Raw genomic sequence first — 14,055 nt, forward strand, 5'->3', positions numbered from 1 at the left:
ATGAAACATTCATTATTGTCGTCAGAAGAAAAAGTACAGTTGATTCAAGACTATCAGCCAGGCGCTTTTTTCCTTGCTTCCCCTAAACGTACGATACTGGCAGAAGGGATTTTCCAGCATATTGAAACCAATCAGCTAAATGAACTATCCACAAGGGTAGCTCACGTATTTGACGCTGCCAAACAAGCTGGTATTCGAACACCGATTGTTGCTGGTGCTGTTCCGTTTGATCCGGCGCAACCCGTTCGTTTAAGTGTTCCAATCCATGTACAGTTTAGTGATCCACTCGAATTTCATCAAGGAGATGAGGAGTCGGAAGTGGCAGCTCCATCCTATGAGGTGACACCTGTCCCCTCTCCAGATGTCTACATGAATGGTGTGAACGAAGGGTTAGCTAAAATTGAGAAAGGAGAGCTTAGCAAAATCGTACTCTCTAGATCTCTCCATCTCAAATCAAATCGAGAAATTAATACGAAAGCAATACTTGAACGACTTGCTCGTCATAATACGACTGGCTATACGTTTGCTGCAAATGTAGCTGACCCGGAATCTTCCCAAAAGCGCACACTGCTTGGGGCAAGCCCTGAGCTGCTTCTTTCAAAAACTGGTTCAACTGTTATTTCCAATCCACTTGCTGGTTCTCGGCCACGCAGTTCAGATCCAGTAGAAGACCAGCGTCGTCACGATGAACTCCTTACTTCAGCGAAGGATTTACACGAGCATGCAGTGGTTGTCGATGCTGTCACTAAAGCGCTTGCTCCTTACTGTCATACACTAGATGTGCCTGCATCACCATCCGTCATACAAACAGAAACGATGTGGCATTTATCTACTGTCGTTAAAGGTGAATTAGCAGATGCAGGTGTATCCTCAATTGATTTAGCGCTTAGCCTTCATCCAACACCCGCAGTATGCGGAACACCTACAGCAGATGCTCGTGAAGCAATCCAAGCGATTGAACCCTTCGATCGAGGATTTTTCACAGGAATGATCGGTTGGTCAGATGCAAATGGTGATGGTGATTGGATTGTCACCATTCGTTGTGCAGAAGCTGAGGGACACTCCCTTCGCCTCTTTGCTGGTGCAGGAGTGGTCAAAGGATCAAAGGCAGAAGAAGAGCTAGCCGAAACATCTGCAAAATTCAACACGATGCTTCATGCGATGGGCATCCATCAGTTATAAAAATACATAGGAGATGACAAAACATGTTTGTTCAACCACCTACATGGCCAGAAGAATTTGCAAAACGCTACCGTGAAAACGGCTGTTGGCGTGGGGAAACCTTTAGCGGCATGCTTCGTGAACGCGCCGCATCGTTAGGGAATAAAACAGCAATTACATACGCTGATACGCACATGAGCTACCAAGAACTTGATGAGCGCGTCAGCAGTCTTGCCGCCGGTTTTCATCAGCTTGGAATTCAAAAGGGAAGTCGAGTTGTCGTTCAGCTTCCTAACATTCCTGCTTTTTTTGAAGTCATTTTCGCTTTATTTCGAATCGGTGCTTTACCCGTCTTCTCGCTACCATCTCATAGAAGCAGCGAAATCACTTATTTTATTGAGTTTGCCGAAGCAGACGCATATGTCATACCAGATATCGATGGCGGCTTTGATTATCGATCACTCGCACGTCAAGTGAAAGAAAAGCTTCCCTCATTACCTCATGTCATTGTTGCAGGGGAAGCTGAGGAATTCCTTGACTTGGATGATCTGCGCAAGGACCCATCACTTGATCCTCAAATTCATGTAGAGGCAAGCGAAATTGCGTTTCTTCAGTTATCTGGAGGCAGCACAGGCCTTTCAAAGCTCATTCCTCGCACACATGATGACTATATTTATAGTCTTTGGAAAAGCAATGAGGTGTGCGAGCTTACACAAGATGGTGTGTATCTAGCTACACTTCCAGTTGCACACAACTATCCATTAAGCTCGCCTGGAGTCCTTGGGACGTTATACGCAGGTGGAAGAGTCGTTCTTGCACCTGGATCAAGCCCTGATGTAGTCTTTCCACTCATTGAAAAAGAACGAGTGACCATTACCGCTGTGGTTCCACCTATCGCATTGATTTGGCTAGAGGCCGCTCCTCATCGATCAGATGACTTATCGAGTCTTGAGGTCTTACAAGTCGGTGGTGCTAAATTAAGTGCTGAGGCAGCAAAACGAGTGATGCCTGCCCTTGGGTGTAAATTACAGCAAGTTTTTGGCATGGCAGAAGGTCTGGTCAACTATACCAGACTAAATGATCCTGAACATGTGATTATTCATACACAAGGACGCCCGATGTCTGAATATGATGAGGTACTAGTGGTAGATGATGAGGACAAGCCCGTCCCGAATGAAGTGGCTGGACATCTTTTAACAAGAGGACCTTATACGATTCGCGGCTACTATAAAGCTGATGAACAAAACAAAAAAGCATTTACACCCGATGGCTTTTACAGAACAGGTGACATCGTGCGATTAACCAAAGAAGGAAATGTTGTTGTAGAAGGCAGAGACAAGGATCAAATCAATCGTGGTGGCGAAAAGGTTGCCGCTGAAGAAGTCGAAAACCATTTACTTGCGCATGCTGACATTCATGATGCCGCCATGGTGTCCATGCCAGATCCGTTTCTTGGCGAACGCTCATGTGCCTTTGTTATTGCGAAAGGAAACAACAAGCCTGCACCACACGCCTTAAAGTCATTTCTAAGAGAACGCGGGCTCGCTGCCTATAAAATTCCCGACCGCATTGAATGGATCGATGCGTTCCCACAAACAGGTGTAGGCAAAGTCAGTAAAAAAGCATTAAGAGAATTAGCTGCAATCCATACTGCCAACGTATAACAAAAGAGGAGTGAAAACCATGGCAATCCCTACTATTCCTGCGTATCCAATGCCGAGCACACAAGATTTACCCGAAAATAAAGTGAACTGGATACCGGATCCGAAACGTGCTGTTCTGCTGATACATGACATGCAGCAATATTTTTTAAATGCATTTCAACAAGATACATCACCAATCACAGAGTTAGTTCAACATATTGAACAATTACGTAATACATGCAATGAACTTGGAATTCCAGTCGTCTATACAGCTCAACCTGGTGACCAAGACCCGAAGGATCGTGCCTTATTAACAGATTTTTGGGGACCTGGACTTGGTGATGATGAAGCATTGACAAAAATCATTGATCAGCTTGCTCCATCTGAAGCAGATACAATGCTGACAAAATGGCGTTATAGCGCATTCAAAAAATCCAATTTTTTAGATATTCTTCAAGAAGGCGGGCGTGATCAACTGATCATTACTGGCGTATATGCACATATTGGCTGTATGCTGACAGCCGCAGAAGCTTTCATGCTCGATATTGAAACCTTTTTTGTCGCCGATGCCGTTGCTGACTTTTCACTTAAGCATCACAAAATGGCAATGACCTATGCAGCTGAACGCTGTGCGGTCACCACAACGACAAACCAAATCATTAGTCGTTTAACAGGACAGGAAGCAGACGATGACCTATCTTTTGAGGCCATCCTTCACCAAGTAGCTGAGTATCTCGAAATCGAGCCGAATGAAATACCGCTTGACGAGAATCTCGTCTACCTTGGGCTTGATTCTATTAGAATGATGAGCCTAGCGGAAAAGTGGAGACAGCAAGGAATGACAGTCAATTTCGTTGAGCTTGCAGCAAATCCAACGCTCACTCATTGGCGAACTCTTCTTTTCCCAGAAAAACAGCCATCTATCCCAAATATCGATTACATGTAAAGGAGGTATAGACTCTTGTCGATCCAGTCAGTCGATTCATTCCCACTAACCGGTGCCCAATCAGGCATATGGTATGCGCAGCAGCTTGATCCATCTAATCCCATTTTCAATACAGCTGAGTATATAGATATTAAAGGTTATATTGACCCCATACACTTTGAAGCAGCCATTAGAAAGACTGTCTTAGAAGCAGATTCCTTGTATATGCGCTTCGTTGAGGATACTGACGGTCCAAAGCAATGGTTTACATCTAAGAAAGAGATTCCATTTCAATATATCAATTTACAATATGAAAAACAGCCGCTTGATGCGGCTAAAGCATGGATGAATGCAGATCTTTCAACACCAGTCTCTTTAGAGAAAGATGTATTATTCCGTGAAGTACTTTTTCAACTTGCTGACGACCGATTTATCTGGTATCAGCGCATTCATCACATTGCCATTGATGGATTCGCCATTTCGCTCATTGCACGCCGTGTTGCTGAGGTCTATTCAGCCCTATCGAAAGGGACACCTGTGCCTCCTCAAACATTTGGAGCCTTACATGACGTAGTCCAAGAGGAGATCACCTATCAACAGTCCAATCAGTATGAAGATGATCGAGCGTTTTGGAAAAATCGCTTTGCTGATCAACCTGAAATTGTGAGCCTTGCTGAGCTTGCCCCAAGAACTTCAGATGATTTTATCCGAAAAACCGCTAGCTATGATGCCGAAAAGGTAAGCAAAATGAAAAAAATTGCTCAAGCTTTCGGTTGTACCTGGCATGAAATGATTCTTGCCGCATCCGCTCTATATATGCATCGTATGACTGGTGCACACGATATTGTTTTAGGATTGCCTGTTATGATGCGCCTTGGATCTTGCGCCTTGCAAACACCCGGAATGGTCATGAACCTAGTACCGCTTCGTTTAACATGCAAACCAGAAATGACGCTCTCAGCACTTGTTCGCCAAGTATCTGATGAACTGAAAGCCATTCGGCCTCATCAAAGATATCGTCACGAAGATATGCGGAGAGACTTTAAACTCATCGGAAGAAATAAACGATTATTCGGCCCACAGATCAATATCATGCCATTTGATTATGATCTCATGTTCGATCAGAGCATTGGTCAAGCACATAATCTTTCAGCAGGACCCGTAGATGATTTATCGATCAACATATACGACCGCGCGGACGGGAACGGATTTCAAATCGACTTTGATGCAAACCCTGCCGTTTACAAAGAGCAAGCAGTTGACGCTCATCAGCATCGTTTTCTTCAATTGCTCGAGGAAATAACTGGACTAGAACAAGATCAGACAATCAGTCAATTCAACCTTCTTTTGTCTAAAGAAAAAGAGAACATCCTCAAGCACTGGAATGATACAAAACGAGAATTACCAAAAGAATCTTTACGGGAACTATTTGAAAAACATGTCAGCAAAACACCACAAGCAAAAGCAATACAGTTTGAAGGAACCACTTTGACCTACGAAGAGTTAAATCAACGGGTAAATCAATTAGCTCATTATTTGAAAAGGCATGGCATTGGACCAGAACAATTTGTCGCAATTGCTCTGCCTCGATCCATCGATATGGTCGTAAGTCTGTTGGCCGTCGTCAAAACAGGAGCCGCATATCTGCCATTAGACCCTGATTACCCTAGCGATCGTGTCGCCTATATGCTAAATGATGCCAAACCAGCGTGCTTGCTCACAGTCAAAGAGACAGCAGACCGTTTGGACCATCCACACATCGTTCAACTGGATGATTCAACTGTTTATCAGGAGATCGTAGGCAGTCCGCATCTCAATCCGACCTGGAGCGAAGGCTCTCCACATCACCCGGCTTACATCCTCTACACGTCAGGATCGACAGGCAAACCAAAGGGTGTTGTTGTAACGAAACGAAATGTGATCAACTTTATATTGTCCATGCAAGATTCATTTTTATTAGATCAAGGAGACCAGCTTTTAGCGGTAACGACCATTGCCTTTGATATTTCCGGGCTAGAAATGTTCCTCCCACTCTTACATGGGGCTGCTCTTTTATTGGCAAAAAAAGAAATCATACAAGAGCCAGCAAAGCTTTCAGACATGATTCGTTCTCATCATGTCACAATCATGCAGGCAACACCAACGTTGTGGCAGGTATTGGCAGATGAATACCCTGACGTGATAACAGGTATGCGTGTTCTTGTTGGAGGAGAAGCACTCCCTGCTTCCCTTTTGCACACATTGCAATCTCTTCAATGCGACATTACCAATTTGTACGGACCTACAGAAACGACGATCTGGTCTACGATGGAAAATGTCACAGCACATCAAGAGAATAGCGGGCCGCCAATTGGCAAACCCATTTGGAATACGAGTATTTACATTTTAGATGAAGGGCTAAACCCTGTCCCAGCAGGATCAATCGGTGAACTTTATATTGCAGGTGAAGGAGTATCCAGAGGATATCTTGGACGATATGATTTAACGGCTGAACGTTTTGTGGCTGATCCATTCGGTACAAAAGGCACGAGAATGTATCGTACTGGTGATTTAGCCAGATGGCGTGAGGATGGTTCAATTGATTATATCAGCCGTGCCGATCATCAAATTAAAATCCGCGGCTTCCGTATTGAACTAGGTGAAATCGAAACCGTGATTATGCAACACCAATCCATAAAGCATACATCTGTTATCGTTCGTGAGGATCAACCTGGACAACAGCTGCTTTGTGCGTATGTTGTGCTGACAGATGGCACTTCTCTGCACCCTTCAGAGCTCAGGCAGTTTGTGGCTGCATCACTTCCTGATTACATGGTGCCTTCTGCTGTTGTCGTTTTGCCAGAACTTCCACTTACACCAAACGGCAAAATCGATCGCAAAGCATTACCAGCACCAAATATGTCTTTAGTTAGTTCTGAGCGTACACCTAGAACACCCCAAGAAGACATGCTATGTAGTTTATTTGCAGAAACCCTTGGCCTATCTCAAATTGGCATAGATGATAGTTTCTTTGACTTAGGCGGACATTCCTTACTCGCCGCTCGTCTGCTTAGACGTATACGCGATACACTTGGTGCAGACCTAAGCATGAGTACCATTTTTGAATCACCTCGAGTTGCTGAGCTTGCGCAGCACATTGACAAAGCGAAGGACATTCGGCCGCCGCTTCAGGTAGAAAACAAGCCAGATGAGATTCCGTTATCCTTTGCCCAAAAACGGCTCTGGTTCCTTCATTGCCTTGAAGGGCCAAGTCCAACTTACAATATCCCACTTGTCATTCAGCTGACAGGTACACTAGATCAAAAAGCTCTAATTGGTGCATTGGCAGATATCACTGAAAAACATGAAACCCTTAGAACCATTTTTCCAAATAAGAACGGCATGCCAAGACAGGTCATTTTACATCCAAAAAGTGTTCAGCCTGAACTCCATGTCACAGCTTCAAGCGATCAACAAATTGAGAATCAGTTAAACGAAGCCATTCGCTATAGCTTTAAGATTGAAGAAGAACCCGCACTGCGAGCAGATTTATTCATGCTTGATGCAAATCGATCCGTACTGCTTCTATTGCTGCATCACATCGCTGGTGACGGCTGGTCACTTGCACCATTGACACGAGACTTAGCTGCTGCTTACGAAGCACGTATACAAGGGAAATCACTCTCCTTGCCAGCCGAACCTGTTCAATATGCTGACTATGCTATTTGGCAGCAGAAGCTGTTGGGCAGTGAAGAAGAGACGGATAGTCTATTTGCCAAGCAACTAAGCTATTGGACAGGTGCCTTACATGACCTGCCAGAAGAACTGGAGCTTCCCTATGACTTCCCGCGTCCACAGGAAGGAAGCTTCAACGGTGCTACGATAGACTTTACGATTGAGCCCGCTTTACACCAGCTGCTCCTTGAGCTTGCAAAGCAGCATCAAGTGAGTTTGTTCATGGTGCTTCAAGCATCACTTGCAGCATTACTGACACGCCTTGGGGCGGGGACAGATATCCCAATTGGCAGTCCAATTGCTGGACGGAATGACGATGCACTTGACGACATTGTGGGATTGTTTGTGAACACACTAGTATTACGTACAAATACAGCTGGTAATCCAACCTTTAGTGAGCTATTGAAGCGAGTTCGAGACGTTGACTTAGCAGCCTATGAGCATCAGGATCTGCCATTTGAACGGCTAGTCGAAATCCTAAATCCAACCCGATCCAGATCACGCAATCCATTGTTCCAGGTCATGCTTGCCTTCCAAAATACACCGAAGGCGGAAATGAAGCTGACACAACTTGACTCAGATCTCTACGTGAAACCAGTAGGGTCAGCTAAATTTGATCTGACCATCGAATTGACAGAACAAAGAACTGAAACTGGATCAGCAGCAGGATTAACAGGTTTGTTTGAATTCAGTACAGATGTATTTAAACAAAGCACCATTCGAGCAATCGCTGACAGAATGAAGCGCTTTTTAACAGAAGTAGCTGAGCGCCCACACCTGCCGATTGGTCAAGTGAACATTTTGTCGGATAAAGAACGACAAACATTTCTCCCTGACAAAAAGACATTCGCTCAGTTAGACCAAGCACCTAGTCTCCCAGCCTTATTTGAAATAACGGCGCAGCAATACCCTGATCGAGTGGCTGTAACGGATGGCAATCAACAGCTTACCTATGAAGAGTTAAACAACAAAGCCAATCGACTTGCTCATTTATTAATAGAAAGAGGCGTTGGACCAGAACAGTTCGTTGCACTTGCCCTGCCTAGATCAATCGATATGCTCGTAAGCTTATTAGCCGTTCATAAAGCAGGCGCAGCCTATGTTCCGCTTGATCCTGACTATCCAGCAGACAGGCTGGCATACATGATACAAGATGCCAAACCCGTTTGCAGCATCACAACAAAAGCAGATGCAGTGCATCTCCCTGCTGATTGCGATTTGATTTTGTTAGACGAAAAAGAAACGAGCGATCAATTGCTGACTACGCCAAATCACAATCCGGCTGATATAGACAGAATTGAGCCACTATCTTCTCTGCATCCGGCCTATATTATTTATACATCCGGTTCTACAGGGAAACCAAAAGGAGTGGTCATCCCACACCAAAATGTCATCCGTCTTCTGACATCTACTGCACATTGGTTCCATTTTGATGAAGAAGATGTTTGGACAATGTTTCATTCGTATGCCTTTGATTTTTCAGTATGGGAAATATGGGGACCACTTTTATATGGAGGTCGACTTGTCATTGTACCTCATACCATCTCTCGCTCTCCAGAAGAGATGCTGCAGCTTCTAGTCGAGGAAGGTGTGACTGTGCTTAATCAAACACCTTCTGCCTTCTATCAGCTCATGCAGATAGACAAGGAACAACAAACACTTGGTCAAGCATTATCACTCCGCTATGTCATCTTTGGCGGTGAAGCATTAGAGCTTAGCAGATTAGAAGATTGGTACAGCCGTCACTCAGACTGTAAGCCAAAGCTAATTAACATGTACGGCATTACAGAAACCACCGTACACGTTACGTACAATATACTCAATCGAGACATGATCGCAAAGAAATCCAGTAGCTTAATAGGCGAACCGATTCCTGATCTACACGTTTACGTACTAGATGAATACCTACAACCTGTTCCCCCTGGGACGACAGGTGAAATGTATGTAGCTGGAGCTGGCTTGGCAAGAGGTTATCTAAGCAGGCCTGACCTGACCTCAGATCGATTCCCTGCCGACCCTTATGGAGCACCTGGCACAAGGATGTATCGTACAGGTGACCTCGCACGCTGGACAGAAGAAGGGGCACTTGATTACATTGGCAGAGCTGATCATCAAATTAAAATACGCGGGTTTAGGATTGAACTTGGAGAAATCGAAGCCGTTCTGGCACGCCACGATGCAGTTGCACAAGTTGCCGTCATTATGCGAGAGGATCAGCCTGGTGACAAACGCTTAGTCGCATATATCGTAACAACTGAAGAAGACTGTTTCGATACAGAGACCCTTCGTCATTTTGCCGCAGCCAGTCTTCCTGATTACATGGTGCCTGCGGCATATGTACAGATTGATACCATGCCACTTACAGCAAACGGGAAGCTTGATCAAAAATCACTGCCGGCACCTCAATTGCATATAAAGCAAACGGATGGCCGCGGCCCAAGAAATCCGAAGGAGGAAATCCTATGTCATCTCTTTGAAGAGGTGCTTGATTTGCCAAAAATCAGCATTGACGATCGCTTTTTTGACATTGGCGGGCATTCCTTACTTGCGGTTCGTTTAATCAGCCGCATTCGTGATGCACTTGGTGTCAAACTAAGCATCGGAACGTTGTTTGAAGCACCAAATGTTGCAAGTTTGGCAGAGAAACTAGAAAATGGAAGCGATGAAAACGCACTAGAAATCTTGCTGCCACTACGAACAAATGGAGAAAGATATCCTCTCTTCTGTGTTCACCCAGCAGGTGGTCTTAGCTGGTGCTATGCAGGTCTCTTGAATACATTAGAGAAAGACCTCCCTATTTATGGATTACAGGCACGAGGAATCGCAAGAAAAGATGACTACCCGCGCACACTAGATGATATGGCTGCGGATTATATCAAGCACATCCAAACGATTCAGCCAAAAGGCCCTTATCATCTTCTTGGCTGGTCACTAGGCGGAAACGTTGTACAGGCAATAGCTACACAGCTCCAGCAGCAAGGTGAAGAAATCTCACTCGTTGCGATGCTGGATGCCTATCCGAACCATTTCTTACCGATTAAAGAAGCACCTGATGAAGAAGAAGCACTAATCGCTCTTCTTGCGCTCGGCGGTTATGATCCAGATACCTTAACAGATGAACCGCTCACAATGAAAAGTGCCGTCGACATCTTGAAAAAAGATGGCAGTGCACTAGCAAGCTTAAGTGAAGATGCCATTAGAAATCTAAAAGAAACCTATGTCAATTCAGTTCGATTGCTCGGAGAATATCAGCCAAAAACTTATCATGGAGACATATTATTCTTTAGATCTACCATTATCCCAGATTGGTTTACACCAATTGATCCCGAAGCATGGGCACCTTATATCAACGGAAAAATTGAACAGCACGACATTCATTGCCGGCACAAAGACATGTGCCAGCCTAAACCCCTAGCAGAAATTGGTGTCATCTTAGACAACACACTGCATCGGGTCAAACAAAAGCACTAAGAATAAAGGAGAGATGACAAATGACAAATCCCTTTGATCGTGAAGACGGTGTCTTTCTTGTGCTTGTCAATGAACAAGGACAGCATTCACTTTGGCCATCATTTGCACCCGTACCAGATGGATGGGAAAAGGTCTTTGGTGAAGACACTAGAAATGCCTGCATCGATTACATCCAGACACACTGGCAGGACTTACGGCCTTTAAGCTTAACAAAAGAACCTGCCCTAGCACATGGAAAAACGGAATAAATCATCGCACCCTGATCTCACTCAGGGTGCTTTTTTGACAGAATAAACATCACCATCTTTCCAGCCCTTTCTGCTACAATTTAATTGAGAATGTTTATCAATCAATAAGAGATCAGGTGGTTTTATGGGAAATAACAATCAATTACGTACAATGGCAAATGCCGAACAATTCATCTATCGATTAACATATACTGAAAAAATAAATAATGCAGAGCTTCCGCATACGGAGCAACAGCTATCAGATACATTCTGCCTCCTCTTCAGCATAAGCGGCAGCGGTTTACTCACATTGAACGATCAAAAATGGCGATTGAAAAATCTGACACTCTATACGATCATGCCTGGGGAAACATTTATGTTGAAAACAGAGCCTTATCGAAAACACGAGCTCTATCTGTTTCGCTTTCAGCTCTACACACTGCAAGATCAAAACATAGGAGAAGTATCAACTGAACATGCCCGTTCTTTACTGAATGTATGGCAATTTATCGATATTAGCTCGATTGAACAAATTCATTCTTTACTGCCTGAAATGACAGAGGAATGGAAAAGACCTGAATCCATTAGCTTTTTTAGAAGCCAAACTCTTTTTCAACAGCTCATTATGCAGCTTTTCACACTGCATAAAGAAGATATTTGTGACACGGCACATGCCCTTTTCAAAACAAAACAATATATTGATCAACATTCCGAAGAACCCCTCAGCCTTACAAGTCTATCTCATATGGCTGGCATCAGCGCCAATCATTACAGTGAGCTATTTAAAAAGCATTTTGATGTGAGTGTCACTGATTATATCACCAAGAAAAGGATGGCAAGAGCCAAACAGTTAATGGCAAAAAGCAATGCAAAGCTCAAAGACATTGCACTGGAAATCGGCTATCAAGATCCCTATTACTTTAGCCGCATCTTTAAGAAAAAAACTGGCATGACCCCTTCTGCTTATATGAAAAGCCGTCAGCGGAAAATTGCAGCCTATGGTCATTCCATACTCGGTCAGCTCACACCAATTCATATCATCCCATATGCTGCCCCTCTTCATCCTAAATGGACAGCACATGATTTTGAGCATCATGCAGAAGAAATTCCGATTCACCTGAGTGCACATCGTATCAACGAGCACGCTGAAGCCAATTTACAGCAATTAAAGGAAACAAAACCTGAGCTGATCATTGCCAATGATCATGTGACAGAGGAAGAAAAACAAGTGTTGAAAACCATCTGTCCTGTTCACTTTGTTCCATTCACACAATTGAATTGGCGCGCTCAATTCAGACAAACAGCTATGTTCCTGAACGAAGCGAAGGAAGCAGAAGAATGGTTGCTTCATTACGAGGAAATCGTCATTCAAGCGAAAAAGGCATGCCTTGTTGATCATCCACCAAAAACCGTCCTGCCTCTTCGTATCTTTCAAGATCAGCTCTACTTGTCTGTAAATCGCACCATGTCAGAAGTGATTTTTTATGACATTGGTCTTCTGCCAGCTTTTCAGAATGATGGTCAGCTAATAGAAAAAAAAATCAGCATTCGCTCCATACAACAGCTAGACCCAGACGCCATCTTCCTCTTCTTGCATAAGGAGCCAAAAACCATTGCATTTTATCAAAAGTTAAAGCAACAGGAGGCTTGGCAAAATCTCAAGGCTGTGAGTCAACAAGCAGTCTATCCACTCGCTTCTGACCCTTGGCGTGAATACACAGCAGCCAGTCATCAACGAGTCATTCAGGACCTTTTATCTTTTTTTCCGTAAAAAGTCCATCATTTGATAGAGAATTGTCTATGGCTAAAAGGACGAAAGCCTAATACAATCTTTAATTGAGAACAATTATCAGTTAAAGGAGAAAACAAATGAAAAAATGGTTAGCATTGCTTACCCTTTGTATCATGACGATCACCACAGCAGCCTGTGGTGCTACAGAAAATAAACCTGCTTCAAACACAGCCAAAAGCAAGTCAGCTGAAGCAACAGAAACAAAAATCAATTACTTAGATCAAACGTACAAGCTCAAAACACCAGTGAAACGAATCGTCATTGCTGGAAGCCTAGAATCAATGGAAGATGCAAAATTACTTGGTATCCAACCTATTGGTGCTTCTACCGTAGGCGGCACATTCCCTGAATTATTTAAAGACATCACAGCGAAAACAGAAGGCATCGGTGAAAAAACAGAACCAAACCTAGAAAAAATCTTAAAACTAAAACCAGACGTGATACTCGGATCAACAAAGTTCCCGCCTGCAACAATTAAAAAACTGGATAAAGTCCAAACGACGATCCCAGTATCCCATGTCTCTTCTGACTGGGAAAGCAATCTTTTATTGCTCGGTACACTGACTGGAAAGAGTGAAGAAGCCAAAAACATCATTTCTGATTATCAGAAAGATCTCAAACAAGCGAAAGAAACCCTGAAAGACAAAAGCAACAACAAAACAGCTGTCATTTTGCGCATTAGACAGGGCGACCTGTACGTGTATCCTGAAGACGTATACTTCAACTCAACCTTATATGGGGACTTAGGATTTTCAGCACCAAGTGATATCAAAAAAGCCAAAGCACAAGCGATGATTTCGATGGAGCGCCTGGGCGAACTAAATCCTGACTATATTTTTGTTCAGTTCTCTAAAGCGGAAAACTCATCGAATCCAAACGCATTGAAGGACTTAGAGCAAAATAAAATTTGGACAAGCCTAAAAGCTGTGAAAAATGGGCACATCAATGCAAATGTCGTTGATCCTATGCTTCAAGGAGGAACAGCACTAAGCAAAACAACCTTCCTTGATAAAGCTGTCAAATGGTTAGAGAAAAACAACTAAAAAAAGAAGCGCCAATTTGCGCGATCAGATTGTTGACAAAGGGCTAAAATGATCTTTATTTTTAGCTCTTTGTCTTCTT

The 14,055-nt window shown here is 43.7% G+C and carries 7 protein-coding genes; all 7 read left to right on the plus strand.

What is annotated here, in order from left to right; translation table 11 throughout:
• Window positions 1-1,182, plus strand: coding sequence for an isochorismate synthase DhbC (dhbC, locus tag MKZ03_RS18695; protein ID WP_334750658.1), 1,182 nt, complete (start codon window positions 1-3; stop codon window positions 1,180-1,182).
• Window positions 1,183-1,205: 23 nt separating this feature from the next.
• Entirely contained in the window at window positions 1,206-2,825 is a 1,620-nt protein-coding gene (locus tag MKZ03_RS18700; RefSeq protein ID WP_307500616.1) for a (2,3-dihydroxybenzoyl)adenylate synthase, read from the plus strand.
• A 19-nt stretch (window positions 2,826-2,844) separates the two neighbouring features.
• Window positions 2,845-3,750 (plus strand): isochorismatase family protein, encoded by a 906-nt coding sequence (locus MKZ03_RS18705; protein ID WP_307500617.1) that lies wholly within the window; start codon window positions 2,845-2,847, stop codon window positions 3,748-3,750.
• Window positions 3,751-3,765: 15 nt separating this feature from the next.
• Window positions 3,766-10,914 carry an amino acid adenylation domain-containing protein gene (locus tag MKZ03_RS18710; RefSeq protein ID WP_340974204.1) on the plus strand — a complete coding sequence of 2,383 codons (7,149 nt, stop codon included), beginning with the start codon at window positions 3,766-3,768 and terminating at the stop codon, window positions 10,912-10,914.
• Between the two features lie 20 nt (window positions 10,915-10,934).
• Window positions 10,935-11,162 (plus strand): MbtH family protein, encoded by a 228-nt coding sequence (locus tag MKZ03_RS18715; RefSeq protein ID WP_025093680.1) that lies wholly within the window; start codon window positions 10,935-10,937, stop codon window positions 11,160-11,162.
• Window positions 11,163-11,286: 124 nt separating this feature from the next.
• Window positions 11,287-12,912 (plus strand): AraC family transcriptional regulator, encoded by a 1,626-nt coding sequence (locus tag MKZ03_RS18720; protein ID WP_334750661.1) that lies wholly within the window; start codon window positions 11,287-11,289, stop codon window positions 12,910-12,912.
• A gap of 98 nt (window positions 12,913-13,010) precedes the next feature.
• Window positions 13,011-13,976: an ABC transporter substrate-binding protein gene (locus MKZ03_RS18725; RefSeq protein WP_034660636.1), complete on the plus strand. Its 966-nt coding sequence runs from the start codon at window positions 13,011-13,013 to the stop codon at window positions 13,974-13,976.
• Window positions 13,977-14,055: the final 79 nt, after the last annotated feature.

The sequence above is a fragment of the Bacillus sp. FSL R5-0431 genome (genome assembly GCF_038002985.1).
Taxonomy (GTDB): domain Bacteria; phylum Bacillota; class Bacilli; order Bacillales; family Bacillaceae; genus Bacillus.

Excerpts from the sequence above, each read along its gene's own strand:
- MKZ03_RS18725 (WP_034660636.1), top strand. The coding sequence starts at position 13,011 with ATGAAAAAATGGTTAGCATTGCTTACCCTTTGTATCATGACGATCACC.
- MKZ03_RS18720 (WP_334750661.1), top strand. The coding sequence starts at position 11,287 with ATGGGAAATAACAATCAATTACGTACAATGGCAAATGCCGAACAATTC.
- MKZ03_RS18705 (WP_307500617.1), top strand. The coding sequence starts at position 2,845 with ATGGCAATCCCTACTATTCCTGCGTATCCAATGCCGAGCACACAAGAT.
- dhbC (WP_334750658.1), top strand. The coding sequence starts at position 1 with ATGAAACATTCATTATTGTCGTCAGAAGAAAAAGTACAGTTGATTCAA.
- MKZ03_RS18715 (WP_025093680.1), top strand. The coding sequence starts at position 10,935 with ATGACAAATCCCTTTGATCGTGAAGACGGTGTCTTTCTTGTGCTTGTC.
- MKZ03_RS18700 (WP_307500616.1), top strand. The coding sequence starts at position 1,206 with ATGTTTGTTCAACCACCTACATGGCCAGAAGAATTTGCAAAACGCTAC.